General features: G+C 63.6%; 34 protein-coding genes. 21 read left to right on the forward strand and 13 right to left on the reverse strand.

Annotated elements, in window-relative coordinates:
* Positions 1 to 17: 17 nt before the first annotated feature.
* Genes sseA through ENHY17A_RS03350 form a run of 3 tightly spaced genes read left to right on the forward strand, consistent with a single transcriptional unit; the run spans position 18 to position 3,378 of the window.
* The gene (gene sseA / locus ENHY17A_RS03340; RefSeq protein WP_159710060.1) at positions 18 to 854 is read left to right on the forward strand and encodes a 3-mercaptopyruvate sulfurtransferase; all 837 of its coding nucleotides are present in this window, start codon (positions 18 to 20) and stop codon (positions 852 to 854) included.
* Between the two features lie 20 nt (positions 855 to 874).
* A complete protein-coding gene (gene metC, locus ENHY17A_RS03345) occupies positions 875 to 2,050 on the forward strand; it encodes a cystathionine beta-lyase (protein ID WP_236548010.1) in 1,176 nt (391 codons plus the stop codon).
* Complete coding sequence (locus tag ENHY17A_RS03350) at positions 2,041 to 3,378, forward strand: mechanosensitive ion channel family protein (protein WP_159710064.1); 1,338 nt, start codon at positions 2,041 to 2,043, stop codon at positions 3,376 to 3,378. The genes metC and ENHY17A_RS03350 overlap by 10 nt, the downstream gene beginning before the upstream one ends.
* Positions 3,379 to 3,389: 11 nt before the next feature.
* Here the strand turns inward: ENHY17A_RS03350 and ENHY17A_RS03355 are convergent, their stop codons facing one another.
* Positions 3,390 to 3,875 (reverse strand): hypothetical protein, encoded by a 486-nt coding sequence (locus ENHY17A_RS03355; RefSeq protein ID WP_159710066.1) that lies wholly within the window; start codon positions 3,873 to 3,875, stop codon positions 3,390 to 3,392.
* A gap of 44 nt (positions 3,876 to 3,919) precedes the next feature.
* Between ENHY17A_RS03355 and ENHY17A_RS03360 the strand changes: the two genes are divergently transcribed.
* Positions 3,920 to 5,179 carry a GNAT family N-acetyltransferase gene (locus ENHY17A_RS03360; RefSeq protein ID WP_443018283.1) on the forward strand — a complete coding sequence of 420 codons (1,260 nt, stop codon included), beginning with the start codon at positions 3,920 to 3,922 and terminating at the stop codon, positions 5,177 to 5,179.
* A gap of 132 nt (positions 5,180 to 5,311) precedes the next feature.
* On the opposite strand, the gene ENHY17A_RS03365 is transcribed toward ENHY17A_RS03360, so the two are convergent.
* From ENHY17A_RS03365 to ENHY17A_RS03415, 11 genes are all read right to left on the reverse strand, one after another.
* Positions 5,312 to 5,515 carry a helix-turn-helix transcriptional regulator gene (locus ENHY17A_RS03365; RefSeq protein ID WP_236547725.1) on the reverse strand — a complete coding sequence of 68 codons (204 nt, stop codon included), beginning with the start codon at positions 5,513 to 5,515 and terminating at the stop codon, positions 5,312 to 5,314.
* Between the two features lie 593 nt (positions 5,516 to 6,108).
* A complete protein-coding gene (locus ENHY17A_RS03370; protein WP_159710068.1) occupies positions 6,109 to 6,297 on the reverse strand; it encodes a conjugal transfer protein TraR in 189 nt (62 codons plus the stop codon).
* Positions 6,290 to 6,658 (reverse strand): J domain-containing protein, encoded by a 369-nt coding sequence (locus ENHY17A_RS03375; RefSeq protein ID WP_236547726.1) that lies wholly within the window; start codon positions 6,656 to 6,658, stop codon positions 6,290 to 6,292. The genes ENHY17A_RS03370 and ENHY17A_RS03375 overlap by 8 nt, the downstream gene beginning before the upstream one ends.
* A 200-nt stretch (positions 6,659 to 6,858) precedes the next feature.
* Positions 6,859 to 7,500, reverse strand: a complete 642-nt coding sequence (locus ENHY17A_RS03380) for a hypothetical protein (protein ID WP_159710072.1) — start codon at positions 7,498 to 7,500, stop codon at positions 6,859 to 6,861.
* Complete coding sequence (locus ENHY17A_RS03385) at positions 7,497 to 7,679, reverse strand: hypothetical protein (protein WP_159710074.1); 183 nt, start codon at positions 7,677 to 7,679, stop codon at positions 7,497 to 7,499. The genes ENHY17A_RS03380 and ENHY17A_RS03385 overlap by 4 nt, the downstream gene beginning before the upstream one ends.
* Entirely contained in the window at positions 7,679 to 7,879 is a 201-nt protein-coding gene (locus ENHY17A_RS03390) for a hypothetical protein (protein WP_159710076.1), read from the reverse strand. The genes ENHY17A_RS03385 and ENHY17A_RS03390 overlap by 1 nt, the downstream gene beginning before the upstream one ends.
* A complete protein-coding gene (locus ENHY17A_RS03395; RefSeq protein ID WP_159710078.1) occupies positions 7,876 to 8,109 on the reverse strand; it encodes a hypothetical protein in 234 nt (77 codons plus the stop codon). The genes ENHY17A_RS03390 and ENHY17A_RS03395 overlap by 4 nt, the downstream gene beginning before the upstream one ends.
* Positions 8,110 to 8,260: 151 nt before the next feature.
* Entirely contained in the window at positions 8,261 to 8,707 is a 447-nt protein-coding gene (locus tag ENHY17A_RS03400; protein ID WP_159710080.1) for a hypothetical protein, read from the reverse strand.
* A 79-nt stretch (positions 8,708 to 8,786) separates the two neighbouring features.
* Complete coding sequence (locus tag ENHY17A_RS14885) at positions 8,787 to 9,092, reverse strand: HIRAN domain-containing protein (protein ID WP_159710082.1); 306 nt, start codon at positions 9,090 to 9,092, stop codon at positions 8,787 to 8,789.
* An 89-nt stretch (positions 9,093 to 9,181) separates the two neighbouring features.
* Positions 9,182 to 9,943: a hypothetical protein gene (locus tag ENHY17A_RS03410; protein WP_159710084.1), complete on the reverse strand. Its 762-nt coding sequence runs from the start codon at positions 9,941 to 9,943 to the stop codon at positions 9,182 to 9,184.
* A gap of 485 nt (positions 9,944 to 10,428) precedes the next feature.
* Positions 10,429 to 11,199, reverse strand: coding sequence for a LexA family transcriptional regulator (locus ENHY17A_RS03415; protein WP_236547728.1), 771 nt, complete (start codon positions 11,197 to 11,199; stop codon positions 10,429 to 10,431).
* Between the two features lie 3 nt (positions 11,200 to 11,202).
* Here ENHY17A_RS03415 and ENHY17A_RS03420 point away from each other — a divergent pair, with 3 nt between their 5' ends.
* The 12 genes from ENHY17A_RS03420 to ENHY17A_RS14690 all read left to right on the forward strand — a co-directional run bounded on the left by ENHY17A_RS03420 (position 11,203) and on the right by ENHY17A_RS14690 (position 17,855).
* Positions 11,203 to 11,397 (forward strand): helix-turn-helix domain-containing protein, encoded by a 195-nt coding sequence (locus tag ENHY17A_RS03420; RefSeq protein ID WP_159710088.1) that lies wholly within the window; start codon positions 11,203 to 11,205, stop codon positions 11,395 to 11,397.
* 199 nt (positions 11,398 to 11,596) lie between these two features.
* Positions 11,597 to 12,076, forward strand: coding sequence for a phage regulatory CII family protein (locus ENHY17A_RS03425; protein ID WP_159710090.1), 480 nt, complete (start codon positions 11,597 to 11,599; stop codon positions 12,074 to 12,076).
* Between the two features lie 39 nt (positions 12,077 to 12,115).
* Entirely contained in the window at positions 12,116 to 12,835 is a 720-nt protein-coding gene (locus tag ENHY17A_RS03430; protein WP_201296332.1) for a hypothetical protein, read from the forward strand.
* Positions 12,832 to 12,987: a hypothetical protein gene (locus tag ENHY17A_RS03435; RefSeq protein WP_159710092.1), complete on the forward strand. Its 156-nt coding sequence runs from the start codon at positions 12,832 to 12,834 to the stop codon at positions 12,985 to 12,987. The genes ENHY17A_RS03430 and ENHY17A_RS03435 overlap by 4 nt, the downstream gene beginning before the upstream one ends.
* Positions 12,984 to 13,187: a hypothetical protein gene (locus ENHY17A_RS03440; RefSeq protein WP_159710094.1), complete on the forward strand. Its 204-nt coding sequence runs from the start codon at positions 12,984 to 12,986 to the stop codon at positions 13,185 to 13,187. Before ENHY17A_RS03435 ends, ENHY17A_RS03440 begins: the two co-directional genes overlap by 4 nt.
* Entirely contained in the window at positions 13,184 to 13,423 is a 240-nt protein-coding gene (locus tag ENHY17A_RS03445) for a DUF2312 domain-containing protein (protein WP_159710096.1), read from the forward strand. Before ENHY17A_RS03440 ends, ENHY17A_RS03445 begins: the two co-directional genes overlap by 4 nt.
* Before the next feature lie 283 nt (positions 13,424 to 13,706).
* Complete coding sequence (locus tag ENHY17A_RS03450) at positions 13,707 to 13,967, forward strand: hypothetical protein (protein ID WP_159710098.1); 261 nt, start codon at positions 13,707 to 13,709, stop codon at positions 13,965 to 13,967.
* Positions 13,964 to 15,640 (forward strand): SNF2-related protein, encoded by a 1,677-nt coding sequence (locus ENHY17A_RS03455; protein ID WP_159710100.1) that lies wholly within the window; start codon positions 13,964 to 13,966, stop codon positions 15,638 to 15,640. Before ENHY17A_RS03450 ends, ENHY17A_RS03455 begins: the two co-directional genes overlap by 4 nt.
* Positions 15,637 to 16,023, forward strand: a complete 387-nt coding sequence (locus ENHY17A_RS03460) for a VRR-NUC domain-containing protein (RefSeq protein ID WP_159710102.1) — start codon at positions 15,637 to 15,639, stop codon at positions 16,021 to 16,023. The genes ENHY17A_RS03455 and ENHY17A_RS03460 overlap by 4 nt, the downstream gene beginning before the upstream one ends.
* The gene (locus ENHY17A_RS03465; protein ID WP_159710104.1) at positions 16,020 to 16,730 is read left to right on the forward strand and encodes a helix-turn-helix domain-containing protein; all 711 of its coding nucleotides are present in this window, start codon (positions 16,020 to 16,022) and stop codon (positions 16,728 to 16,730) included. The genes ENHY17A_RS03460 and ENHY17A_RS03465 overlap by 4 nt, the downstream gene beginning before the upstream one ends.
* Positions 16,696 to 17,259: a hypothetical protein gene (locus ENHY17A_RS03470; RefSeq protein ID WP_159710106.1), complete on the forward strand. Its 564-nt coding sequence runs from the start codon at positions 16,696 to 16,698 to the stop codon at positions 17,257 to 17,259. The genes ENHY17A_RS03465 and ENHY17A_RS03470 overlap by 35 nt, the downstream gene beginning before the upstream one ends.
* 263 nt (positions 17,260 to 17,522) lie before the next feature.
* Positions 17,523 to 17,855: a hypothetical protein gene (locus tag ENHY17A_RS14690; RefSeq protein WP_236547729.1), complete on the forward strand. Its 333-nt coding sequence runs from the start codon at positions 17,523 to 17,525 to the stop codon at positions 17,853 to 17,855.
* An 88-nt stretch (positions 17,856 to 17,943) separates the two neighbouring features.
* On the opposite strand, the gene ENHY17A_RS03480 is transcribed toward ENHY17A_RS14690, so the two are convergent.
* Positions 17,944 to 18,129, reverse strand: a complete 186-nt coding sequence (locus ENHY17A_RS03480) for a hypothetical protein (protein ID WP_159710110.1) — start codon at positions 18,127 to 18,129, stop codon at positions 17,944 to 17,946.
* Between the two features lie 272 nt (positions 18,130 to 18,401).
* On the opposite strand from ENHY17A_RS03480, the gene ENHY17A_RS03485 reads away from it, so the two are divergent.
* From ENHY17A_RS03485 to ENHY17A_RS03500, 5 genes are read left to right on the forward strand one after another with little or no spacing between them, the layout of a single operon-like run.
* Positions 18,402 to 19,040: a hypothetical protein gene (locus ENHY17A_RS03485; protein WP_159710112.1), complete on the forward strand. Its 639-nt coding sequence runs from the start codon at positions 18,402 to 18,404 to the stop codon at positions 19,038 to 19,040.
* A complete protein-coding gene (locus tag ENHY17A_RS03490; protein WP_159710114.1) occupies positions 18,973 to 21,129 on the forward strand; it encodes a phage terminase large subunit family protein in 2,157 nt (718 codons plus the stop codon). Before ENHY17A_RS03485 ends, ENHY17A_RS03490 begins: the two co-directional genes overlap by 68 nt.
* Entirely contained in the window at positions 21,129 to 21,344 is a 216-nt protein-coding gene (locus ENHY17A_RS14890; RefSeq protein ID WP_443018303.1) for a phage head-tail joining protein, read from the forward strand. The genes ENHY17A_RS03490 and ENHY17A_RS14890 overlap by 1 nt, the downstream gene beginning before the upstream one ends.
* Complete coding sequence (locus ENHY17A_RS03495) at positions 21,341 to 22,834, forward strand: phage portal protein (protein WP_159710116.1); 1,494 nt, start codon at positions 21,341 to 21,343, stop codon at positions 22,832 to 22,834. The genes ENHY17A_RS14890 and ENHY17A_RS03495 overlap by 4 nt, the downstream gene beginning before the upstream one ends.
* Positions 22,835 to 22,845: 11 nt before the next feature.
* Entirely contained in the window at positions 22,846 to 24,987 is a 2,142-nt protein-coding gene (locus tag ENHY17A_RS03500; RefSeq protein ID WP_159710118.1) for a prohead protease/major capsid protein fusion protein, read from the forward strand.
* Positions 24,988 to 25,026: the final 39 nt, after the last annotated feature.

Below are 25,026 nucleotides of genomic sequence, written 5' to 3' on the forward strand. Positions count from 1 at the left end.
TTCGAAGGAGACGATGGATGGACGATCTGATCTCGACGTCGTGGCTGGCCGACCGGCTGACCGAAAGCGATCTGGTCGTGCTGGATGCCAGCTGGTTCCTGCCCGAACATGGCCGCAACCCCCGCACGGACTTCGCGAGCGGCCACATCCCCGGCGCGCGTTTCCTTGATCTGGCGGCTCTGACCGACGCAGACGATGCGTTGCCGATGATGCTGCCAAGCGACCATGCATTCAATGAAGCGATGCGCGCGCTCGGCATCTCCAACGACACTCGCGTCGTCGTTTATGACGACAGCCCGTTGCACACGTCTGCACGGGCATGGTGGATGATGCGATTGATGGGTGTGCCGCGCGTCGCCATCCTCGATGGCGGTCTCGGGCAGTGGCGTGGCGAAGGACGCGCGCTGGAGATGGGTGACGCGGCACCCGCCTCCGGCATTTTCATGGCGCATTCGGATCGCGGACTGGTGCGCGACAAAAGCGCGATGCTCGCCAATCTGGCGAGTGGCGAGGAACAGATGGTCGATGCGCGATCGCCCGCGCGCTTTGCAGGCGAGGAGCCGGAACCGCGCGCCGGGGTGGAGCCGGGCCATATTCCGGGCAGCCTGAACCTTCCCTATGCACGGCTGTTCGATGCCGAAGGGAAGTGGCGGCCGCCCGCGGAACTGCGCGCGGCATTCGAGGATGCCGGGGTCGATCTGCACCGCCCGATCGTCACCACCTGCGGCTCCGGGGTGACCGCGGCGACATTGGTCTTCGCATTGCATTTGCTTGGGCACGAAGCCGCGCTCTATGACGGCAGTTGGTCGGAATGGGGTGCAGCAGACGTGCCCAAGGCGAAGGGGCCTGCGTGAACGAGGACGCCAAGCGGAATATGGGCAATGCGACGCGCGTCGTCGCGGCGGGGCGGCGCAAGGAATGGACGGGCGGCATCGTCAATCCGCCGGTGTGGCGCGCTTCCACCATCCTGTACGATAACGTCGCCGAAATGCGCGCGCGGGGCAGCGCCGATACGCATCACAAATTATTCTACGGGCGGCGCGGCACCCCGACCCAGTGGAGCCTGGCCGACGCGCTGACCGAGCTGGAACCGGGGGCCGAAGCCACGTTCCTCTACCCCTCGGGCGTCGCAGCGATTGCCGCAGCACTACTGACCGTGCTGGCGCCGGGCGACGAACTGCTGATGGTCGACAGCACCTATGACCCGACGCGCGGGCTGTGCGACGGGCTGCTCGCGCGGATGGGGATCACGACACGTTATTATGATCCGATGGTGGGCGCGGGCATCGCCGACCTGATCGGCGAGCGCACCCGCGCCATCTATATGGAAAGTCCCGGTAGCCTGACCTTCGAGGTGCAAGACGTGCCCGCCATCGTCGCGGTGGCAAAAGCGCAGGGGCTGGTCACCCTGCTCGACAATACCTGGGCGACGCCGTTGCTGTTTCCGGCGATGACACGCGGCATCGACTATTCGATCCTGGCGTGCACCAAATATGTCGTCGGCCATTCGGACGCGATGCTCGGCTCCGTCACCGCCGCACCCGGCAAGTTCGATGCGCTGCGCCAGACCAGCTTTCAGATGGGCCAATGCGTGTCGCCCGACGATGCCTATCTCGGCTCGCGCGGGCTGCGCACGATGGCGCTGCGATTGAAGGAACAGGGGCGCAGCGCGCTCGCCATCGCGGGGTGGCTGGCGCAGCAACCAGGCGTCGCTCGCGTCCTCCATCCCGCGGTCGACACCTGTCCCGGTCACGACCTGTTCGAACGCGACTTCAAGGGCGCGGCGGGCCTGTTCGCCTTCGTCCTCGACGGCGGCAAAGACGCGGCGCGCACCGCGCTGATCGACGGGCTGGACCTGTTCGGCATCGGCTATAGCTGGGGCGGTTACGAAAGCCTGGTGGTGCCCGTCGATCCGCAGCGCCATCGCAGCGTTACCGACTGGCAGGCCGAAGGACCGGTGGTCCGATTGCAGATCGGCATCGAGGATACCGAAGACCTGATCGCCGACCTTGCCCGCGGCCTCGAACAGTTTCGTGCCGCATGCCGTTAGAGCAGCTTAACGCCTGGCTCGTCACACGCGGGCTCGTCATACCGCCGACAGCGGAACTGATCGAAGCGGCGATTGCGCTCGGGTTTGCGCTACTGGCGCTTGCCGCCGGTTGGTATGCGGGCCGCCGGTTCGGACCCCGGCTCAACGCATTCTGGACCGATCGGGTCGGCCATGCAGAGGGACTGGCCGGGCGCATGGGCGCGATCGTGCGGCACGGCACAGCCGCGTTGCTGCTCGCGATCCTGTTCTACCTCTGGCCGTGGAAGACGCTCGCCGCGCTGGGGTTCGGCATTTCGCTGGGCGCGGCGACCGCGATGCTGCTGCTGGAGGTGATGCGCGGACTGTCGATGCCGCGCTGGGCGGCGCGATTGATCGCCGCATTCGTCTTCGTCGCGATCCTGTCTGGCGCGATCGGCGGGCTGGGCGAGATCACCGCGCTGATGGAAAGCGTCGGGTTCAACATCGGGCGACGCCGCATTTCGCTGTTGAGCGTGGTCACGCTGCTCGTCACCATCATCGCATTGTTCGCGATTGCGCGGCTTGCCAACCGGCTGGTCGCGCATTCGATCGAACAGGCACGCGGGTTCGATGCGACACAAAAGCTGTTGTTCCAGAAACTGGCGGGCGTCACCATCCTGGTCGCCCTGTTCTTCTTCGCGATCGACCTGCTCGGACTCGACCTGACGACCTTTGCGGTGTTTTCGGGCGCGTTCGGCCTGGCGATCGGTTTCGGGCTGCAAAAGACGGTCGGCAATCTGTTTGCCGGAATCGTCCTCCTCATGGACCGGTCGATCAAGCCGGGCGACGTGATCGTCGTCGGGGATCAGTTCGGATGGGTGAACAAGATCGGGGTGCGTGCCGTCAGCGTGATTACGCGCGACGGCAAGGAGCATCTGATCCCCAACGAAAACCTGATGACGCAGGAGGTGGAAAACTGGTCCTATTCCGACCGCAACGTCCGCGTCCGTATTCCCGTCGGTGTGGCCTATGAATCGGACATCAAGCTCGCCCAGCAATTGATGCTGGACGCCGCGAACGAAAGCCCGCGCGTGCTGAATTCGCCCAAACCCAATGTCTGGCTGACCTCGTTCGGCGATTATGCGCTGGAACACGAAATCCTGGCGTGGATCAACGATCCCGAAGGCGGCGTCGGCAATGTTAAGTCGGACGTCCTCAACCGGCTATGGGTGAAGTTCCAGGAACACGGCATCGAAATCCCGTTCCCGCAGCAGGTGCTCCATTTCCGTTCGACCAAGGGCGACCAGATCGGCAGCGTCGCGGGAAAGCGGTCGGACGGCCCGGTCGGCGGGCTGGAGGACGCGCCCTAAAGTCCGGGCGTTCAGCGCAGCAGGTCGATCACCTCGGCGCGTGAGACGTTCGCCTGGCTCAGCACCGCGCCCCAGGCATCGCGCAGGATCGCATCGCGCGTCGGCGCTGTCGCCTGCGCTGCATCGCCGGTAACCGTCGCGGTAGTCGCGGCAATCGTCACCGGGGGTACCGATCCGCTCGCGATCCAGCTTCCCATCGCGCGGTAATCGCTGCGCGACGACGGATTGGCGGGCAGCGCGGCGGCGACCGAGGTCGGTTGTGCGTCGGCGGGAGGACTGCTTGCCGATGGGGCTGGCGATGGCGCGGAAGACGCGGGCGGCGGCGAGGATGCGGGAGCGGGTGAGGGCTCGGCGGCAACCGGTGCCGGATCTGGCGCAGGTTCGGCAGCAGACGACGGCTGGCTCGGCGGAGGCGCGGGCTGCGGCTGCGGCTGGGGCTGCGATTGTCCGGGCGGTGTCTGTCCGCGACCAGGGTTCAAAATCGATCCGATAAGCATGGCGCCAGTCTCCTACGACGACATTCGATGCCGTCGATTAGGGGATGAATCTGTCGATCGCCTTGCCCGACATGGCTGGCGCGGCGTTTACCGTCTTTGCATCGGCTTGTGCGGCACCACTGGCATCGCGCGCGTATCGGCTTACATCTGACGGCGTGAACGAGCCGAACCTGACTGCCCAGATCGCCCAAGGCGTCACCTCGGTCCCGGCCGAACGCTGGGATGCCTGCGCGGGCAGCGGCGATCCGTTCGTCAGCCACGCTTTTTTGAGCGCACTCGAAGCGTCCGGTTCGGTCGGCCCCGGCACCGGCTGGCAACCCCTGCCGATCCTGACAGGCCCGGAAGGCGCGCCCACCGCCGTCGTCCCCTGCTACGCCAAAAGCCACAGCCAGGGCGAATATGTCTTCGATCATGGTTGGGGCGATGCATGGCAGCACGCGGGCGGGGAGTATTACCCCAAGCTTCAGGTCGCGGTCCCGTTCACGCCTGTCCCCGGCGCACGCATCCTTGTCGATCCCGCCGCGAACCCCGATACCGCGACCCGCGATGCCATCCGCGCCATCCAGGCGGTCACCGACCAGTCCGGACTCTCCTCCGCGCACGCCACGTTCGTTGCGCCGGAACAGATCGCCGCATTCGAAGCGGCGGGCTGGCTGATCCGGCAGGGCACGCAATTCCATTGGCAGAACGACGACTACGCCTCGTTCGACGATTTCCTGTCCGCGCTTGCCAGCCGCAAGCGCAAGGCGATACGCAAGGAACGCGCCGCCGCCGTCGATGGCCTGACCATCCGCCACCTGAGCGGGGCCGAGATCACCGAAGCGCATTGGGACGCGTTCTGGATATTCTATCAGGACACCGGTGCCCGAAAATGGGGCCAGCCCTATCTGACCCGACCGTTTTTCTCACACATCGGCGAGACGATGGGCGACAGGCTCCTCCTGATCCTTGCCGAACGCGATGGGCACCCGATCGCGGGCGCGCTCAATCTGTTGGGCGGCGATGCGCTTTACGGGCGATATTGGGGATGTACCGAGGACATCCCCTTCCTTCATTTCGAGCTGTGTTATTATCAGGCGATCGATGCCGCGATCGCGCGCCGTCTGGCGCGGGTAGAGGCAGGCGCGCAGGGCGAACACAAACTCGCGCGCGGCTATATCCCCGTCCCCACCTGGTCCGCGCATTACCTCCCCGATCCCGGTTTTCGGCGGGCGGTGGCCGATTTTCTCAAGCGCGAACGCCATGCGGTCGAACAGGAACAAGCGTTTCTTGGGGAGCTTGCTCCGTTCAAACGCGCGGGCTGATCGAAGCGGGGGGAAGGTGGTGGACAGGGCTTCCAGTGCATTATTAGCGCTGACGCCCGCAAACTCGGCATTTGATACGGCTGGCGTCGGACGATACCCCCACGCCTACCCCCAAATTATTTTCGCTACCCCTCAAGCGGCCTTCTGATCGAGCGTCGGAAGCGCCGCCATCCAGTCGAGCACTTCCTGCTCCCGCCAGGCGACGATACCACCGCCGAGATCGACTTGCTTCGGAAAAGTGCCAGCGTGCATCCGATCGTAGATGGTCGAACGGCCCAGCGGCACCAGCTGCTGGACCTCCTTCAGGCGGATCAGGCGGTTCGAGCGTTCGGTCACTGATGTTGCCTTTCTGATCCAGCGATTTCTGCTTGCACCCACATGCCGTTACGAACGCGACCCTGGTATCCGCACTCGTCGCACCCGCCGCCCCGGTCTTCGAAGCCGTAGGTGCAGCCCGAACAACCTTCGGTCCATTGTACGCTTTCGCACAGTTGCCCCTCCACAAAGGCCCACGCCTTTCGACGATCGAGCCGCCTTCCCGCCAAGCGGTCAGCCTCCTCCCAGGATACCGGGCGATCATCGTGGATGATGCGCTGATCCACGGTTGAGGTTCCGGCGCGTATGATGACCGACCCCGCCATTACGCGGGTTCTTCCACAGAGGATTCGTCATCGCCGTACCAAAGGTGCACCGGGCACCCTTTGCCTGCCCTGGGGCATTTGAACACGCCAACCCGTCCGCGACGGACGTCCATCCATCCAGCGCCGCGAAGGGCAATGCCGTGCCGCGGGCATTTGATCGGATCAAACCTGCTCGCGCGACGGCGACGGTTGTTATGTGTCCTCAGCCTGCTCATGCCCGACCCCCCTCGACAGGGGCGGAGGGGAGAAGCTCAAAGCCAGCGGCCGGGTTGGGATGCGCCGACATCGTCAGTACCTCCGGATGCGTTTGGGTTCGCGGCAGGGTGCGCAGCGGCCGTGGACCAGCCGCGGGCTATCCTCACCGCAGTCCTCGCACTCTCCGGCCACGCCGACCAAGATCGGCTGGCGCGCGGCGGCGATGTTGCGATCGAGGTGCGCTTGGGCGATGTCGTTGGCGAAGTCAGCGATGTCAGCCATGCTGGCGCTTCCCTTCGTCCCGCGCCGCAGTCAGTCGGGCCATGCCGCCATCGATGCCGCCGTTCTGGTCGGGGTGGGCGTCGCGGGCGAGTTTGCGATATGCTGTGTCAATGGCGGCTGGCGCCGCCGACTGATCCACGCCGAGGATCGTCCACCACGCATCCGGTGCCGGTAGCGCCTCGAAGCCGGTAAATGCGCGGTCCAGCATCTCGGACGCACCCCAGCGCTCGATACCCCGCATTGCTTCGGCGGTCTTGCCGATCGCGCGGATATTGTCGTGCAGCTGATCATATTTGTCGCACGCAAACACGCCATCGCGACCCTTGCGCTTGAAATACACAGCGACGCCGGGATCAAGCATTGAGCGGCGGGCGAGGCTGACCGATCCGTCACGGTTTAGCGGCTGGTCAGACGACAGAACGATGTCTTTTGCGCCAAGCCTCTCAAGCTCCGCAAACATTTCCTTCCGCGCCTGTGAAGGCGGCACCTTGAAAGGAGCGCCTTTCCGGCTTCCCCGATGGCGGGGCCATCCGGCTGGCCAAAGCAGTGGGTATCTTTGGGTCATGCGGCTTTCCTGATCGAAGTGGACTGGAGCACGAAGGCGCCCCATTGATCGGCCATCGCCGCAGCGATGCCGGGGAAGAACCGCGACCGCTCTTTCCAGCGATCGGGACCAGGTGGCATTCGGTGCACTCGCGCCTCGCGGCCCTCGACGATCTGCGTCGCAACAAGCGGAGGCAGATTGCGCAGCCAAAGACAGGTGCGCTTCGTCTCGCCATGGCCGAACTGCCACGGCTGGACCGACTGTGCGGGGTCGGCGTAGTCATCGATCCGAGCCTTGGCGTGCTTGTGCATCACCGGGTTTTCAACGGCGACATGTGCGATCGGCGCGTTCCAGAGCGTCGAGAACAGCGCCGCGCCCTCATCCAGTTCCGCCCACATGCTCGCAAGCGTCCGGCCTGGCGGTGGACTGGACAGCCAGCGCACACCGCTGTTGCAAAGCCGGGTGCAAGGGGGATGCGCGACAATCAGAAGATCCCAGCCGTCGGGCAAAATATGGCGCACATCGCCGACAATGTGGCGATTGCTGCGCTTGTCGTCCGGTAGCAGGTCGCACGACCAGGCGTCGAACCCGCGCGCAGTGAATGCATCGCGTACGGTGCCCGAGAATTCACAGGCGACGAGGATGCGCGGGTCTCTCATGCGGCGCTCCATTCAGGCGATCGATCCCAGACCGCCGCGTCGATCGTGATCGGGTCCGTGTTCCGGGTGTGATGACGCTGCACCACGACCTTTCCGGCTGGCGCGGTGATACGGGGCATCCGACGCGCGCGGATCGCGTGGCCGGGTGCCACCTCGATACGGCGGTACTCGCTGGCCATCACCGAACCTCAATGCTTGCCGACAGCGCGCCTTGAACGCTGTCGGCAGTGGGGTGCGTGTCGCCCGGGAGTGGGGAGGCGACCGAGGCTGCGGGGAGAACGGTGAGCGATTGTGCCGCCATGGTGGCGACCAGGCCGAGCGCGGCGCCAAGCGTCAGGCGCGTGAAGATCGCCTCCATGTCGCGTCCGAACCGGATCATGATTTGTGGCCCAGGTTGGACGGCGCGACGCGCGGTCCGCCCTTGAGCGCGCGATCGACGGCCTGCTCGCGAGCGAACTCATCACTGACGAGTTTGATGACGACGCCGATCTGACCGGCACCGATGCCCTTATCGAGCAGCTTTTCCAGCTGGCCGACCTGACCGGCGCTGATCGGGATGCCTGCATCCTTAGCGCGCTCGGCGACGCGGTAGTGGCGCATCGGGATCATGGCCGGAACCCCAGCAGGCGGCGGAGCAACGATGGTCGTTCGTCCCGGCGCTGTTCAATGATGTCGAACGGCTGGGCACCGTCACCGGTGACCCAGACATCGCCCCAGCGCTTGCGGCTCTCTGGCGTGCTCAACCGAGGAGGGTTGGCGGTCAGCATTGCGCACCTCGCGCGCCGTAACCGGCATATGCCTGCTCGGCGGCGATGCGTGAGGCGGTCGCTGCCTTCAACTCGGACTGCGCCCGCGTCAGGGCGGTGTGGGCATCGACTTCGCGCGCCCTCGCCTGCTCAATGCGCGTGGCGAGCGTCCGTGACGTGATCCGGTCGGGTGCATCCTTGCCGCGACGGGCCTTACGGTCGATCGCGTCGTTGATGTGGAGCATCAGCGTGTCGGCGCTGATGCACAGGCGTTCCGCCCGAAGCTGGATGCGCGACGTCAGGTCGGTGATGACAGTCTGCGCTGCGCGCCGAGCGTTGCTGCCCGCCGGCAGCTTCAGATATTCCGCCGTCCGTGTGCGAAGCTCCAGCGCCACCGGGCGCAGGTCTTCGATCGCCTGGACGACGTCCGGATCCTCGATTTCGAATGTCTGGTGCAGCACGGTGATCTCCAAAGCCAAAGCGGCGATGGAGGTAAGAACACCATAATGGTGCTACGGTGTCAACACCATTCCGGTGTTGCTAGTCCGGCCAGTCCGGATCGGGCCAGAATTCTGGCTCTGGCTCCGGTTCTACTGGTGAGGGCAATCCGGCCAAAGAAGGTTGCTCACCGCCAAACGCCGCGCGAATCACCGCGCCGTAGGCAGCATGGTGTTGAAAGATCGCCGTAACTTCTGTTTCGCGGAGCAGCTTTGCGATCCGCGGAGCCCGCTGAGTTGTAACGTAGCCAATCTGGATGCCGCGGCAGGAATATACCGCGACCGCGTGCTCATCAGCCGGATTGTTCGGCTCTGCGCGAAGCTCAACGGGTTCGCCCGGCTCGCACATCTTGAGCTCGAAACGCCGTCCTGGACCACGCTTGTTGGGGTGGTCAGCGCCGACTACGGCGAGGGAAAACGGGGGGGGCAAAGTTACTTTTAATGCCTCGTCCACATCGAAAAGTGCGACGCGGCCTGCGAGAAACGAATGAGGTGGCCGACCTCCTCAAGCAGAAGCGCATCACCCGACGGGATGCCACCATCATCGTGTACTGCGACCCGCTCGACGGAGGCGTACGCGGGATTGTGCTTGATGTCGTAAAATTCTTTGAAGCGGCGGGCTACAGCCTCTCGGTCTGCAATGGGCTCGACAAAGGCAATAGGCTTGCTTTCGGTGCGGTCCAACACCACCGCGCTTACGCGATAGTGGCCGCCTAAGTGGCCGGATACTTGTTCATTGGTTCGCACGCGTTTTGCGCCGACCGTATCCACCACTTTGCCAAGCAGCGACGCTTTGAAATCGTGAATGGGCGCCAAGCTGTTCTTCAGTGCTCTGTCCGCAATCAGACGAGAGGCGCAGCCCACAAGCGTCATAGCGACTCCCAGATCATCATCGGCATGACACCTGCGCATGACACGCATTCCGTCGAGACGACAGCCATATGCCTCAACCTCAGGCTGAACGACATCGGCAAGGCGTTTGCCCGTCGGAATGCCGAGATTTGCCAGTATCATTGCAGCGTAGCTGTTGTCGTGCACCAGGTAGCCTTCGGCCTCAGCCCGGACCACGACAGCAACATTGTGGCCGCTGTGGTATATCTGCGGCAGATAAACCTCCAAGCCCTGATTAGTGCGTTCGACTTCGACCATCGAGCAGATGGCTGACCGAATGATTTCGGGTGTGATCTCACGTTCACTCATCGAAGTACGGCATATTTAGCTGCTCGGACATGTAAGGCGGCCTTTCGTACTTTCCGAAAAACTGAATGTTCGTATGGTTCAGAAACTCGCTAAACCACTGATGGTGAATCAGATCTCTCTGGTCTGGTTGCGCGATATCGCACGGCCACGTTGTCCAGTGGGTTTCCCGCACGACGCGCCGCGCCTCCTTGTTGCTATGTGACCTCGCTGGGTTCACGTCCAACGCAAAAATTCGTTCACCGTATATCAGCAGAAAACTACATTTTCGCGGTAGTTTTCGGATATGCGCGGTCAAGGTGAGGCGCACGCGAGCCCGACTTTCTGACGGCACGACGACACGCAAATCACATGTCGCATAATCGCCGTGAACAGTATCTCGCCAGTTCAGCGAATCGTAAATGACCTTCGGCTCCGCAAGGATCCGAGCCACGGTACGATGAAAGATGGGGCCCGTCAGAAACTCCGCCCAATATCGAATCCGTGCATTACAAATCTCTCGCGAAGCGAATAACCCGCCCCCAAATCCGGACTTCGTCGGCGTCAACGGCATACGCCTCGATCGTCTTGTTGTCCGAGATCACCAAAATCCGCTTACCACCCTCGATCGGCCGAAGGCGCTTGATCGCGGCGCCACCATTGATTGAAGCCGCATAGACGCGATCGGAATGCAGCAGCTGGTTCTGCGTCGTGTCGATCAGCACCTCGTCATTGGGCAGGATTGTCGGCGACATGCTGTCCCCCACTCCCCGCGCCAGCTTCAGCCGGTGCGCCGGTGTTCGGGTGAATACCCGGAGATAGCCCAGGTCGAAGATGACCGGCTCGTCCTCGACATAATCGTCGACGCTAGCGCCTGGTCCCATCGGTAGCGAGAGATCGAGGCGGCCGAGAGTGGCGGTTTCGCCCGCATCAACGGCGCGCATGACCGGCTGGTCTGACGTCTTGGCCGGGACAGCAGCGGCCCCATCGCTGGAAATGATTTCCGTGGCACGCACGCCGAACGCCGTGGCTGCGCGCTCCATCCAGTCCTGCGTCAGCTTGCGCTGACCCTTTTCCAGCCGCTCGATCTGCTGGCCGCTGGTGCCCATGCGCGAACCGAGCTCAGGGCGCGACCAGCCACGGGCCATCCGCAGCGCTTCAATGTTGTTCGTCAGAGACACGCCTTGTGATGCACCAAATTGGTGCGGCTCGCATATGCTCCAATTTGGTGTTGACATCATCTCGGTATCAGCACCATGTTGGTGTTGTAAGGAGCTCATTGGATGACGCTACAAGACTGGCGGGATCGCGAAGGTGTTTCAGTCCCCGAATTTGCGACGCGGATCGGCCGAACATCGGAAGCCGTGCGCCGGTATGTCTTGGGCGATCGCATCCCTGATCGTGAAACCATGCCCCTGATCGCGCGCCATACGGACGGGCAGGTCACTCCAAACGACTTCTTCGGAATTGCCGCATGACCTGCGCGCGCTGTGGCGAGCCCGTCTGTGGCCATTCCGACGTCATCTACGCTGGCCTCAATGCCCCACGTCGGCCCGACTGGCTGCGCGACATGGCTGAGCGGCTGGTGTCCCCATTTCATGATTGTGAACCTGCCCTGCCCGCCCCGGCAACACACCGGGAAACGGCGGCAGGAATTCCCCCAAAGGATTTGCACCTGTGACCGACGTCCCCCTGACCAGCGAAGAGAAGATCCTCGCGCTCGCCACGAAGCGGGCGATCCAGGCGGCTGGCGGCGTGGACGTCTGCGCGCGGGAGACCGGGCTGTCGACCAGCCAGCTGTCGCGCTGCAACAGCCCCAACCACCGCGACAGCCTGACCATTCGCGACGCGCACACGATCGAGGCGATCGGCGAAAGCGGCCAGCCGCACATCCTGCGCGCCCTTGCCCGGCTGCTAAACTGCGTCGTCGTGCCGATGCCAGAGGCGACGGTGGACGTCGCCTGCATCGCCAGCGGCACCATGGAATTGACCGGCGAGCTCGGCGACTTCGCCCAGCAGGTGCGCGGCGCGCTGTCGGACGGGGAGATCACCCCCGGCGAGGCAGTGCTCGGCATCGAACATCTCGACGACCTTGATCAGGCGAGCGCCGCACTGCGGCTGAAGCTTCGCTCGATCGCGGACACCAAGCGGAACTGAGGATCAAACCGCCGGGGCGGCCCGGCCAGGAGTGACGACATGGACGCCATCACTGGCGGGGGACCGGCTGGGGCCGGTTCCGCGAACAATATCGGCTTGTCCCGACGCAAGGGCCAGAACACGAGCACCGCCGTCATGCAGCGTCGTGTCGAGGCGCACGACTCGCTGGACGATTTCCCTACGCCGCCCTGGGCGACGCGGGCGCTGTGCGAGCATCTGATCGAAGAGTGGTTCGCCTTAAGCGGAAGTACGTGCCGCGAACCGGCCGCGAACCGGGGCCATATGGTTGCGCCGCTGTCAGAGTATTTCGCCAGCGTCGAAGGCTCTGACGTCCACGATTATGGCGCGGGCTTTCCTCAACGGGATTTCCTGTTTCCCGGTCCGCTGGAACCGGCGGACTGGACGATCACCAACCCACCGTTCCGGCTAGCTGAGCAATTTATCGAGCGTGCACTGGCGACCAGCCGGATTGGCGTGGCGATGATCGTTCGTGCCGCCTTCCTTGAGGGTGTCGGACGCTTCGACCGCCTGTTCGCGACCCACCAGCCTGCGGCGGTGCTGCAATTCAGCGAGCGCGTCGTGATGCACAAGGGCAAGCTATCGCCCAAAGGTTCGACTGCAACCGCTTACTGCTGGATCGTGTGGCACCCCTCCACGATCGGTAAGGTTGCGCGACCATCTTCGCGGCTCAACTGGATCCCGCCTTGCCGGAAGCGGCTTGAGCGCGCGTCCGACTATCCGGTCGAGGTGGCGGCATGAGCGTCTTGGACCTCAAACCTGAGTGGATCATCACGCCTGGCGATCGCACCATCGCGCGCCAAGTCGAATCCGAACGCGCCCGCCGCGGCCACGCCCGAGAATATCACAAGCGGTTCTTGAACGACCCCCTGATCCGGGACCGCGCGGCATGACCGGCTTCCGTAGCGCCTTGCATCAACCGGCTGGCCCATCGCTGCTGTCGCAGGACACCATCCTGCGCCGCAGCCTTACGTCCAGTTCCGACGCCCATCAGCGCGCCCAGCTGCGCACCAGGCAGCAGTTCCTTTCCCCCGACGCGGTGGCGGCCGCGTGGGACCGACTGAACACCGCCAAAGAAGGAAAATGGGCATGAGCGAAGTAGTTGCGGCGGACCAGCTCCGCCTGCTGATCGAGCGCATCGAGCGGCTGGAAGAGGAGAAGAAGGGCCTCTCCGATGACATCAAAGACGTCTTTGGCGAAGCCAAGGCAACCGGGTTCGACACGAAGACGATGAAGACCATCATCCGGTTGCGGAAGATGGAGAAGCATCACCGCGAAGAAGCCGAGATGATCCTCGAAACCTACCTGACCGCGTTGGGCATGGCGTGAAGCGCAATCCCGGCCACCTCCCATCAGAGGCGGTCGGGAAACGCGTGCGCGTCCAGCTGCGCCGCGGAACGATGGGGACGGAAGACCCGAACCCGATGAGCCCGCCCGGCTGGGCGGCAGACGGAAAGAGCGGATGCAAGTGGGCGCTAACCGGCAGCCCCTTCGACATCGTTGAGTTTGAGGTGATTGCGTGACGAGCGTCCATTCGACAGTCCAAATCCTACGGCGGGCGCGGCTTCGGTCAAGCACCGAGGCTGCGCTACAGACATCGATCGAAACAGCATTGACCGCGGGCGATGTCGAATTCGAGCGCGAGGCGCGGTTGGCACCCGGCGAGCGCATCGACTTCCTTACGACTGGCGGCATCGGCATCGAGGCGAAAACCCGGGCCAGTCGCCGCGCCGTCTTTCGGCAACTCGAGCGGTATGCGGCGATCGACACGATCAGTTCGCTCATTCTGGTCACCGGCACCGCCATTGGCCTGCCCGAGAGCATCAACGGCAAGCCGCTCTTTCTCGTCTCGCTCGGCAGGGGCGCGCTGTGAAGACCTATGGCAACCTCCAATTCCTGCCGGGCCCACCCGCACGTTGGAAGATCACCGAACTCGCGCCCCACGTCGCAATCGCGCTCAAGCGCCTGTTCACGCGCGTTCCGCAGACAGCCGTCGATATCCTCCTGACGGACACTGACGAGCTGCGCACGGACTTGGCGTGGTTCATGTCGCGCTATCCGCTGGCTCACGATGCGCAGGCCATAATCGAGGAAGGCTGCTCGCGCGTTGCCGATCGCGCCGCCGAGCGGGAACGCATCTTGTTACCGAACTGGGCACCAGGCGAGGTGCAGGGGTTCAAAGAGGGCCGCGAACCCTATCCCTATCAAGTTCAGGCCGCGCGGCTGGCACTACACAATCCCGGCCTGCTGCTCGGCGACGAAGTCGGCCTGGGGAAAACCATATCCGCTGCCGCCACGATCACTATGGGCGCTCCCCTGCCCGCCGCGATCGTCGTGCAGGCGCATTTGGCTGGACAATGGGCCACGCGGATCGAGGAATTCACTAACCTGCGGACGCACATCATCAAGGGAACGAAGCCCTACGACCTGCCGGCCGCCGACGTTTACATCTTCCGCTATTCGAACATCGCGGGCTGGACCAACGTCATCGCCCAGCGTCTGTTTCCGACCGTGGTCTATGACGAGATCCAAGAGCTCCGCCACGGTCGCGGCACCGCGAAGGGCTCGGCCGCCGCCGTGCTATCCGGCAATGCGCAGGTCCGCATGGGCCTCACCGCTACGCCGATTTACAACTATGGCGATGAAATCCACGCGGTGATGGCGTTCCTGCAGCAGGGCCTTCTGGGCAGCCGCGACGAGTTTATGCGGGAGTGGTGCGCAGGGACGAAGGTCGTGCGGAATCCCGATGGGCTCGGGTCATACCTGCGCGATACCGGCTATTTCCTCCGCCGCACCGAGGATGACGATATCGTCTCCGGATCGATGCCGCCGACGAACGTGGTGGATTGGGAGGTCGGTTATGATCAGCGTGCCGCCGATGGTGAGGAAGCGCTAACTCGCCAGCTGGCCATGACCGTGTTGCAGGGGTCGTTCGTCGCGGCCGGGCAGGCGGCACGAGAGCTCGACGCCAAGATGCGCCAGATCACTGGGATTGCGAAAGCCCGCTCGGTCGCGGCGTATGTTCGGCTGTTGCTCGAGGAAAGCGACCGCGTGCTGCTGGCGGGCTGGCACCGTGAGGTTTACTCAATCTGGCAAGACGAGCTCGCCGAATTTCAGCCGGTGCTCTATTCCGGAAGCGAGAGCGCGGCTGGCAAGCAGCGAAGCGTCGAGCGATTCACCACCGGCCCTGCCCGCGTGATGATGATTTCGCTGAGGTCAGGCGCCGGGCTGGACGGCCTGCAGGGCTATTGCAACGATATCGTCTTTGGCGAGCTCGACTGGTCGCCCCAGGTCCACCACCAGGTGATTGGCCGCCTGCGCCGCCCCGGCCAGCCTAAGCAGGTCACCGCGCATTATCTCCATACCAGCGAAGGCAGCGACCCGGTCCTGTTGGAGACGCTTGGCGTAAAGTCGGACCAGGCTCGCGGCATCAACAGTCCCGGCGTAGATACGCAGGCCCGGTTCAGTGACGACAGCAGGATCCGCCGACTGGCCGCGCATGTTCTGGATCAGCAAGGCCTCAACTTCAGCGAGCGCGCAGCATGACGCGCTTAGGGGGCAAGATTGGGCCGACCGGCCTGCTCGAGCGGGCGGTGCAGCGTGCGCTGATCACCGGGTTCGCCTATCAGCGCTGCTATGCCGTGCACACGCCCAACGGCGCGCACCTGGCGGGCGATGCCATCCGGCGCGCGAGGCAGGTGGCCGCGCTCAAGAAGGATGGCGTCAGCCCCGGCTTTCCTGACCTGACGGTTCTCGATCACGCGCAGCTGCGGGTCGGCTTCGTCGAAGTGAAGCGTGAGGGGCGGACCGACCTCGATCCCGAGCAGGTCTGGTGGCGCGATGAACTGCACCGGCTGGGGTATCCCTGGGCGCTGGCGAACACGCCCGACGCCGCTACCGGTATCCTGCGCGGCTGGGGGTGGCGATGAGCATCCGCATCATGACCGCGGTGTGGGGCATGGACCTGCCCGACAGCGAGAAGATCGTCCTGCTGGCGCTTGCCGACTGCGCGAACGACGAGGGCATCTGCTGGCCGTCAGTCGCGTCGCTGGCGAAGAAATGCAGCAAGAGCGACCGGACGATCCAGGCGGCGATTAAATCGCTCACCGCGGCTGGACATCTGACCCGTGACGAGCGGCCGGGCAAGGGCGTGCTTTATACCTTGCACCCTACCCCCGCAGCGACTGCGCCCCGCAAGGACTGCGCCCCGAAGCGAGCGACACCCACCCCCGAAGCCGCTTCGGACAAACCGTCAAGAACCCCCATATCTTCTTCGGATGCTTCGCATCCTTCGAAGGGCACGGGTGCGCAGAAGCGCGGCTGGCCGAAGGACATGCCGCCGCCAGCCAACGTACCCGACGACTGCTGGGCCGGGTTCATCGAACACCGGAAGGCCAAGCGTCAGACACTGACACCGCGGGCCTACGTCCTGCTCTGCAAGAAACTCGCTGAGCTTGCCGAGGACGGATGGCCACCGGGCGAGATGATAGACCGCGCCGTCGAGCACGGCTGGACCAGCGTATTCCCACCGAAAAGCAATGAGACCCGACATGCACAACCTGGCCGTCCAGCACGAGGACGCTTCCGCGACCCGCTCCTCAATGAACCCGACCGCGGTTATTCCGGCGTGGGTTGATCTGGGCGCCCTCGATGCCAGCCTGACGCACGGATACGGCCTGCCGGTGCCTGCCGGTGCCGCGACCGCGCTGCGCACCGCAGCGGAGGCGCACGTGGCGGCGCTGGCGCCCAGCCTGCCGGCCGATCGGTATGCAGTGCTGCGTGGGCTACGGTCGGCGACGATAATCAAGGATGAGGATGCGGACGAGGCGAAGGCATCGATCTCCCTGCTCAACGCTCACCTGTCGGACGTGCCACAGGACATCCTCGAAGCCGCGTGCCGGGCTTATTGCAATGCGCCCGGGCGGCGGTTCTATCCCCGGTCGGCGGGAGAGCTTCGGGCATTCATCAACCCGATGATGTCGGAGAGGCAAGCGCGCGCGGTGCGGCTGCGCCGACTGGCGGAGCGGGTGGAGCGTGACGAACGGCGTCAGGCGGAGATCGACGCCGATCCGATCATGCCGGGCGACGTCGCGGCGATCTGCCGCGAATTCAAACTGAATGCGAGCATGGCGCAGAGCATTGCGCCCGGGGGGACTGCAGGGTGACGAACAGGATCGACAAGGCTGATGCGTGGTGCATCCTTCGGACGAGCGGCGGGCGCACCCTGCCGCTCGCTCGGTCGTTGCGGGCGGCAGGGTTCGAGGTGTGGACTCCCACCCAGCGGGCGATGCGGCGGTTGCCACGGAAGCGGGTGAAGGTCGAACGAGAAGCCCCCATACTGCCGACGTTCGTCTTTGCGCGGCTGGCTCACCTGCAAGATCTAATCGCGGCTCGGTCTGATGCGCGCGCATCGCATCCGCCCTATTCGGTGTTCCGCTATGCCGGGCGCGTCCCGGTGATCGCCGAAGGACAGATAGCGAGCCTGCGCGCGGAAGAGGCGCGAGCCGAACGTCTCTTCGAAGATGACCGCGAGCGCGATCGCGTGGCAAAACTGCGATCGTCCTCGTCCGTACCGGCGGTGGGCGCGCGGGTCTCCGTGCCCATCACTGCGTTCACGGGCATGGTTGGTGTCGTCGAAGCCGCCAAGGGGCGCAGCGCGGTCGTGAACTTTGGGGGCGGGCGCACGGTCACGATTGCAGCTTGGCTTCTCGAATCGGGTGAGATACAGAACGCGAACACCGGAAACGGCATCGCGGCATGAGCCGCCTGCGACGAGATAGGTCTGGCGATACCGCTGCCCTCGTCCCCAACGCAGGAGCGTGACGCTCCGGGCGAAGTCCGAAGGCTATCTAAGATTTTGGCATAAGCGTCACACCGCGGCCAAGCGGTGAGACTTCGATCTGATCCAGTCGATCAACTAAATCCGCGAATACGTCGTCATGGTCCACCGGCATGTAACGCTGGAACCCGCGGCCGAGTACCGTCAGGTCGTGCTGGGTCAAGAATCCGACGGCGATAACGGCTTCATCTGGCATGACTTTATCCGATCAATGCCTCAACGGCTGCGCTTCGCATTCGGGTCCAATGCGATCCAACATACTTCGTCGATGGCGGCACGCGAGCGGGTTGCCGCCCTTTCCTGCTGTGCTAGTCGCCATCGACGGGGACCGAGTATCCAGATCGTGGAGGCTAACCCTGCCACCAAGGATCGGTCGGGGAGCCGTGGGTCCTTCCTGATCCTTTGGGTAATGAGGGGGGCGAAGGCGCATTAGTTTCCTAGCTCCAGGGGTCAAAAGGTGTCCGCACTATGTTCGCACCATCTGACCCGGTCAGCATTCGCGAATTTGCACGGCTCGATGGTTGCGACGACAAGCTGGTTCGGCGAGCCATAAAGCAAGGAAAGCTGCGGACTTCGGGCGACGGCAAGCTCGATGTCAGCCTCGTCGGAACTGGCTGGCGAAAGCGAAATCGGCAGCGCGCCAACGGTGCGGACAAGGGTGCGGACACCCCTCGCAATGTCCGCACAAATGTCCGCGCTGAAGTCCGCACCGATCCGCCCGCCGAGGAGGTCGATCGCGCGGCTGACGAAATGTTCTCCGAGGAAGCTGACAACTTCCTCGACAAGGTGCTTTCCGGGCAGTTCGCAGACCAGGGGCACGCGGAGCGGATCAAGGAAAACGCACTGGCCGCAAAGCATCTGCTGGCGGCACGCAAGGACGCGGGAAACCTCGTCGAGATCGAACTGGCCGAACGCGTCCTGTTCGAAACGCAGCGCTCCCAGCGCGACGCCTGGATCAACTTCCCAACGAGGATAGGGCCGCTGCTCGCGGCGGAGTTGGGAATTGAGGCGGATAAGGTCGTGGAGGCCCTAACCGCCCATGTCCACCAGCAGCTTGACGACCTTGGAGAACCCGAAGCCGACTTCACGGGCCAGCACTCAGGCTGAACGCCTTCGGGCATCAGCGAACCGCGGCTGGACGCCGCCGCCGCGCATCAGCGTAGCGGAGTGGGCAGACCGATATCGACGGCTCGCGAAGGAGGCGGGCAGCACGTCGGGCAAATGGCGAACGTCAACCGTTGAGGTTGCGCGCGGTGCCATGCTCGCGGTGACCGAGCCGGGCGTCCACAAGATCACGGCAATGGTCTGCACGCAGTTGATGAAAACTGCGCTGCTTGAAAACACCTTCGGCTATTTTGCCCACCTCGACCCTTCCCCGATGCTGATTACTCAGCCGAAGGAAGATGCGGCGGAGCAATTCTCGAAGGAGCGCATCACGCCGCTGATCCGCGCGACACCAGCACTGCGTGGGCTGTTCGGATCGGGAAAGAGCCGGAACGCCGACGAAACGCTGCTCTATAAAGCGTTTCCTGGCGGTTTCCTCGCACTTGCTGGTGCGGGCAGCCCTGACAACCTGGCGCGCAGGCCGATCCGCGTCGGCCTCTGTGACGAGATCGACAAGTATCCCATTACGAAGGAAGGCAACCCGCTCGATCTGATCGAGGAACGGCACGCCACCTTTGCTAACTGGCTGAATATCCGGGCGTGTTCGCCGACGATCTCCGGTGAAAGCCTGATTGAGGACAGCTATCTTGACGGTGACCAGCGGCAGGCATCGGTCGAATGCCCGCATTGCCAGCACCGACAGTTTCTCGATTTCTTCCGGCATGTCGAGTGGGACAAGGATCTCGACGAGAAGGGCAACGTTGCCGAGCATCATGTTCGGTCAGCGCGCATTTATTGTGAGGCTTGCGGCACCGGCTGGAATGAAGGCGAGCGGCTTCGCTCACTTGCCACCACGCAATGGCACCAGACAAAACCATTCACCTGCTGCGGCAAGCGGCACGTACCGCTGGAGGATTACGAGCGCGCCTGGCGTGATCAGCCTGGGGGCGACGATGTGCCAAACCCGGTGCGCGTGGTTTGGGAATGGTGGGCAGCAGACCGGTGGGCAGTGCATCGCGCGGTCTGTTCGGATTGTGGCCGCTGGGCGGTCGACAATGAACACGCATCGTTCACGGCGTCGAAGCTGTTCAGCCCTTGGCCGAAGGACGCTCCGCCGAAGATCGCTGACAAGTGGATCAAGGCCAAGGACGATCCGGATAAGCGGGTCACGTTCGACAACACCCAGCTAGGCAGACCGCATGTTCGCAGTTCTGCCAAGGACGTTGCCGCTGAAGTACTGGCGCGCCGAGCTGAACGTTGGGCGGGCGAAGTGCCGGAGGGCGTCGGCATCATCACGGCCGGCTTGGACACGCAGGATGACCGCGTTGAAATCGAGTATGTCGGCTGGGGTCACGGCGAAGAAAGCTGGTCACTCGGGTTTGAGGTAGTACCCGGCGATCCAGCCGCGGCTTCATTCTGGGATAGGGTGGACGCCGCACTAAAGCGCCGGTTCAAGCGGTCTGACGGGCGCGAGTTCATTATTTCTGCGGCTTGCATCGATTCGGGCGGGCATCACACTCAGTCAGTCTATGCGTTCGCGAAAGCCCGGCTGGGTCGGAACGTCTGGGCCGTTAAGGGGCAGAGCTCACGGAATGGCGATCGAACGCCAGTCTGGCCGACCACCCGGCCGAGTGCGAAGAACCGAACCCGTTTCAAGCCGATCATCATCGGTACGAATTCCGCGAAGGACTCGATTCGCAACCGCCTCGCTCTGGATGAGCCCGGGCCGGGATACATGCACTTCGAGGCTGATCGCGATCTGGGCTGGTATGTCCAGCTGACCGCTGAGAGGCTGCTGACCAAGGTCATGAGCGGCCGACGGTTTACCGTCTGGGATTTGCCAAAAGGCCGCGCCAACGAAGCGCTGGATTGCCGCGTCTACGCTTACGCCGCCCTGATGGGCCTGATGCACCTGGGCATGAAATTGAATGCGGTCACCGACGCAGTGTCCGCTGAACCTGAGATCACCACCGCCCGCCCGCCAAAAACGGCGGAGGCTGCAGCCAAGCCAGTCGCCAAGCCCAAGCCGGGCAAGTCATTGGGTTTCGCCGCGCGCAAAGGCAGCTGGGTAAACCGAAACGGGAGGCGATGATGGCTTTTCAGCAATCCGATCTCGATCAGCTGCGCGCAGCCCTGTCGACTGGCATCCGGTCTGTCACTTTCGCCGATGGACGCCGGACCGAATATCAGAATGCGGGGGACCTCGTTGCCGCCATCGATATGGTCGAGAAGTCGATCGCAGGTGAGGCCCGCGCTGGCCGTCCGCGCCGCCGCATGACAATCCTTCAGGTGGGGCGCCGACGGTGAACTGGATCGATCGCGCCATAGGCTATGTTTCGCCCGTGGCGGGCATGCGCCGACAGGCCGCTCGCGCCCTCCTCGATCGCCGTGCTCCGCCGCAAGGGCGCCGCGGCTTTGGCAGAGGGAAGCGCGCGCCATTCGGCATCAATACCGGCAACCCGGATGATGCGCGCCCGAAGCAATATGTTTCGCGCGAGCGGATACTGCGGCTGGTCGCGGAAAACCCGTTCGCCCGGAAAGCGCTCAGCGCGTTGTTAAACAGCATTGTCGGCTGGGGAATCACCGGTGCGCCTGGCGGGTCAAAGGCGCTGCGCACTGCGTTCGCCGAGTGGATTAAGGTTTGCGACTTTCAGGGACGCCGCGATCTCTACGGGCTGCAAGAGTTGTGGGTCCGCTCGATGTTGCGGGATGGCGAGGTGTTCATCGCCAAACGTTGGCGGAACAATGTCGAAGGCATTCCGCTCCGGCTGCAGACCTTCGACAAAGGGATGCTCGCGACGTGGAAGGTCGGCGCGAGCATTGAGCGCGGTATCGAATACGACGGCGACGGCGTGCCTATTGCCTATCATTTTGCACGGGCGCGCAAGGGAACGCGCTGGGCAACTGACAACACTATTCGCCTGGTTGCCGACGACGTCATTCACCTGTTCCATGACGAGTATGTTGGCCAATCTGAAGGCGTCAGCATCTTCAACAGCGTGATCAAGCGCCTGGGTGATGTTGAAGAGGGCATCGAAGCCGAGGTGGTGAAGGCCAATATCTCAGCCTGCCTCGTCGGATTTCGCTACCGCACCCCGACTGACACCGGCGAGGATGAGTCCATCGGTATGCCGGTGGACAACAGCCCGTCGGACCAGCCGCCAGTAGAAGAACTGGTGCCGGGCATGGTCGAAACACTTGACCCCGGCGAACAAATCACGTTCTCAAACCCGCCGAAAACTGGTGGAATCGGCGATCTAGCCCGAATTGCGCTGCTCGCCTCGTCGGCTGGCGTCGGCGTTACCTACGAGCAAATGACGGGTGACCTGTCGAACGTCAATTTCAGTAGTTATCGGGCGGGAGCGCTCGAGTTCAAGCGGACGGTCGGGCGCCTTCAGTATCTGACACTGATCCCGGTCTGCCTCGATCGCATTTGGGGTTGGTTTCTGAAAGCCGGTATCGATTTCGCTGTGTTTGCAAATAAGCCGGTGCCGATCAAATGGACGCCGCCGCCGTTCGAATCGATCGACCGCCTTGGCGACGCGGAAGCCGACATTGTCGAGATGCAGGCCGGTTTGGAAAGCCGGGAAAACCTGCTTTCGTCGCGCGGTTACGATCAAGACGAGATCTTCGAGCAAATTTCGACGGGTATCACGAAGCAGAAGGCCGCGGGGCTCGCATTCAAGGGCGACCCGTACGAACCCGGCCAAATGGCACAGCCCGATTCCAGCGCGCGCGGCGACGCGGCGCTGGCGATGGAACTGGCCCGAATGATCCGCCGCGCCCGAGCAGGCTGACAGGAGATACCATGAAGGACAAACCGATTTGCCCGCCCGTCGAGGCGGCCGAAGATGCGCGCACGTCGTCGTTGCTGACCCCAAACGGCAAAAAGCTGAAGCGTGACAAGCGTCGCCACGAGCCTCCCATCGATGATGCGGCCAGCGGTGTTCTCACTCGTAACGCGCCGCGAGGCGCGGAAGATGACGGCGAACGCCGCCAGCCGCAGGTCGGCGGTCGAGGCATTCGCGCGCTCACGGTCGTTCCCGAGAGCTACGACGAAAGCGCGCGCACCGTTGAAGCGGTGCTTTCGGCAGGGACTGCTGTTCGCCGCAACTGGTTCACCGAGGAACTGGAAATTACGGCGGAGGCGATCGACCTCGGCCGCGTCACAGGCGGCATTTGCCCCCTGCTGGACACCCATAATCAGTACGAACTGAACGCCGTTATCGGCCGGATCATTTCCGTCCGCATCGAAGGCGGTCAGCTGCTGGGCACTCTTCAGTTTGCCGACGACGATCGCGGACGTGAGATCGAACAGCGTGTGCTGCGCGGCGAACTTCGCGCCATCTCCATCGGCTACCGGGTCACCAAGTGGGTGATGACCGAAGTTGACGACAATGATCACGAGACCTGGCGCGCAGTCGCTTGGGAGTTGCTGGAAGCCAGCCTCGTTCCTGTTCCCGCCGATCCGAACGCCGTGGTTCGATCCGCACAGGGAAATGCGAATCACGGAGCCACCGAAGAGGAAGATGAAATGAAACGGAACCTTCCGGGCGTCGCGGCTCCGTCCGCGCCAGCCCTTAGCACCACGACCGCCGCCGCCCCTGCCGTTGAGCAGGCGCGTACCGAACCCGCTGCTCCTGCGCCGTCTCCCGCGCCTGCAGCGCGTTCAGTAATCCCCGCATCGCGCATTCTGGAGCAGTGCGGACGCACGGCTGATCTTGGCAGTGAGTTTGCTGCCGAGCTGATCCGCGCGAACGAAGAATCGCCATTCAGCGAAGCTGATTTCCTTGGCCGGATCTCCGAACGCCTGTTGGCGACCCGCGCAAACACGCCGACGGTGAACGTCCGCGCTGGCCCAACCGGCACGGAAAGCGATGGCTATCGCGCTGCCGTTGCCGCGGCTGTCATTCTCCGCGCATCGCCAGGCCTTCAGCTGCCCGAGACCGAAGTGGAAGCTGCCCGCGAGTTCCGCGGAATGTCGCTGATGGAATTGTCGCGCGACTATCTGGAGCGCACCGGGATTTCCGCTCGTGGTATGGGTCGGCTCGAACTGGCGGGCGCGGCGCTGGGTATGCGCTACGGCGCAATGACCACCAGCGATTTCGCCAATGCGCTGTCGAGCGCGGTATCTCGCCGCCTTCGCGATGCATATGCGGAAGCACCGCAGACGTTCGGCGCGATCGTTGATCGCACCACGCTTCCGGACTTCAAGGAAACGTCGATCATCGGCTTGGGTGACGCTCCGCAGCTGCGCTTGGTGCAGGAGAACGCAGAGTTCACCTATGGCGCAATCAGCGACAGCGGTCAGACCTACAAGCTCCAGACCTATGGTCGTATCGTCGCGATCACGCGTCAGGCGATCATTAACGACGACAAGCGCTTGTTTGGGCGTATTCCAACCATGTTCGGGCGGCGCGCGCGCGAACTGGAAGGCGATCTCGTCTGGGGCATCCTGCTCAGCAACCCTGTGATGGGTGACGGTCAGCCGTTGTTCCATGCCAGCCACGGCAACCTTGCTGCAGTCGGCGGTCCGATTAATGAAGCGACCGTCGGCGCTGGCGAGCAAGCAATGCTTACCCAGCGTAACCCCGACGGCACGCTGGCGCCGGTCCGTCCGGAATACCTCATCGTCGGTCCCGCCAAGAAGGTCGAGGCGCAGAAGTTCCTCACCGCCGTTGTTGCCGCCAAAACAGACGATGTGAACCCGTTCCCGGGAACGCTCCAGCTGATCGTCGAGCCTCGCATCACCGGCAACCAGTGGTTCCTTTCCGCTGATCCGAATGCGTTCGACACGATCGAGATGGGCCACCTCGATGGGCAGGAAGAACTGTTCATCGAAACGCAGGCCGGTTTCGACGTCGATGGCGTCAAGACTAAGGCGCGGCTCGATGTGGGCGCCGCACCCATCGATCATCGCGGCTTCTACAAGAACCCCGGCAACAACTGATCTGCCGAACAGGCGGGGCCTTAGGGCCCTGCCCGCATC

Origin of the sequence: Sphingomonas sp. AX6 (genome assembly GCF_902506605.1) — a bacterium.
Lineage (GTDB): Bacteria > Pseudomonadota > Alphaproteobacteria > Sphingomonadales > Sphingomonadaceae > Sphingomonas.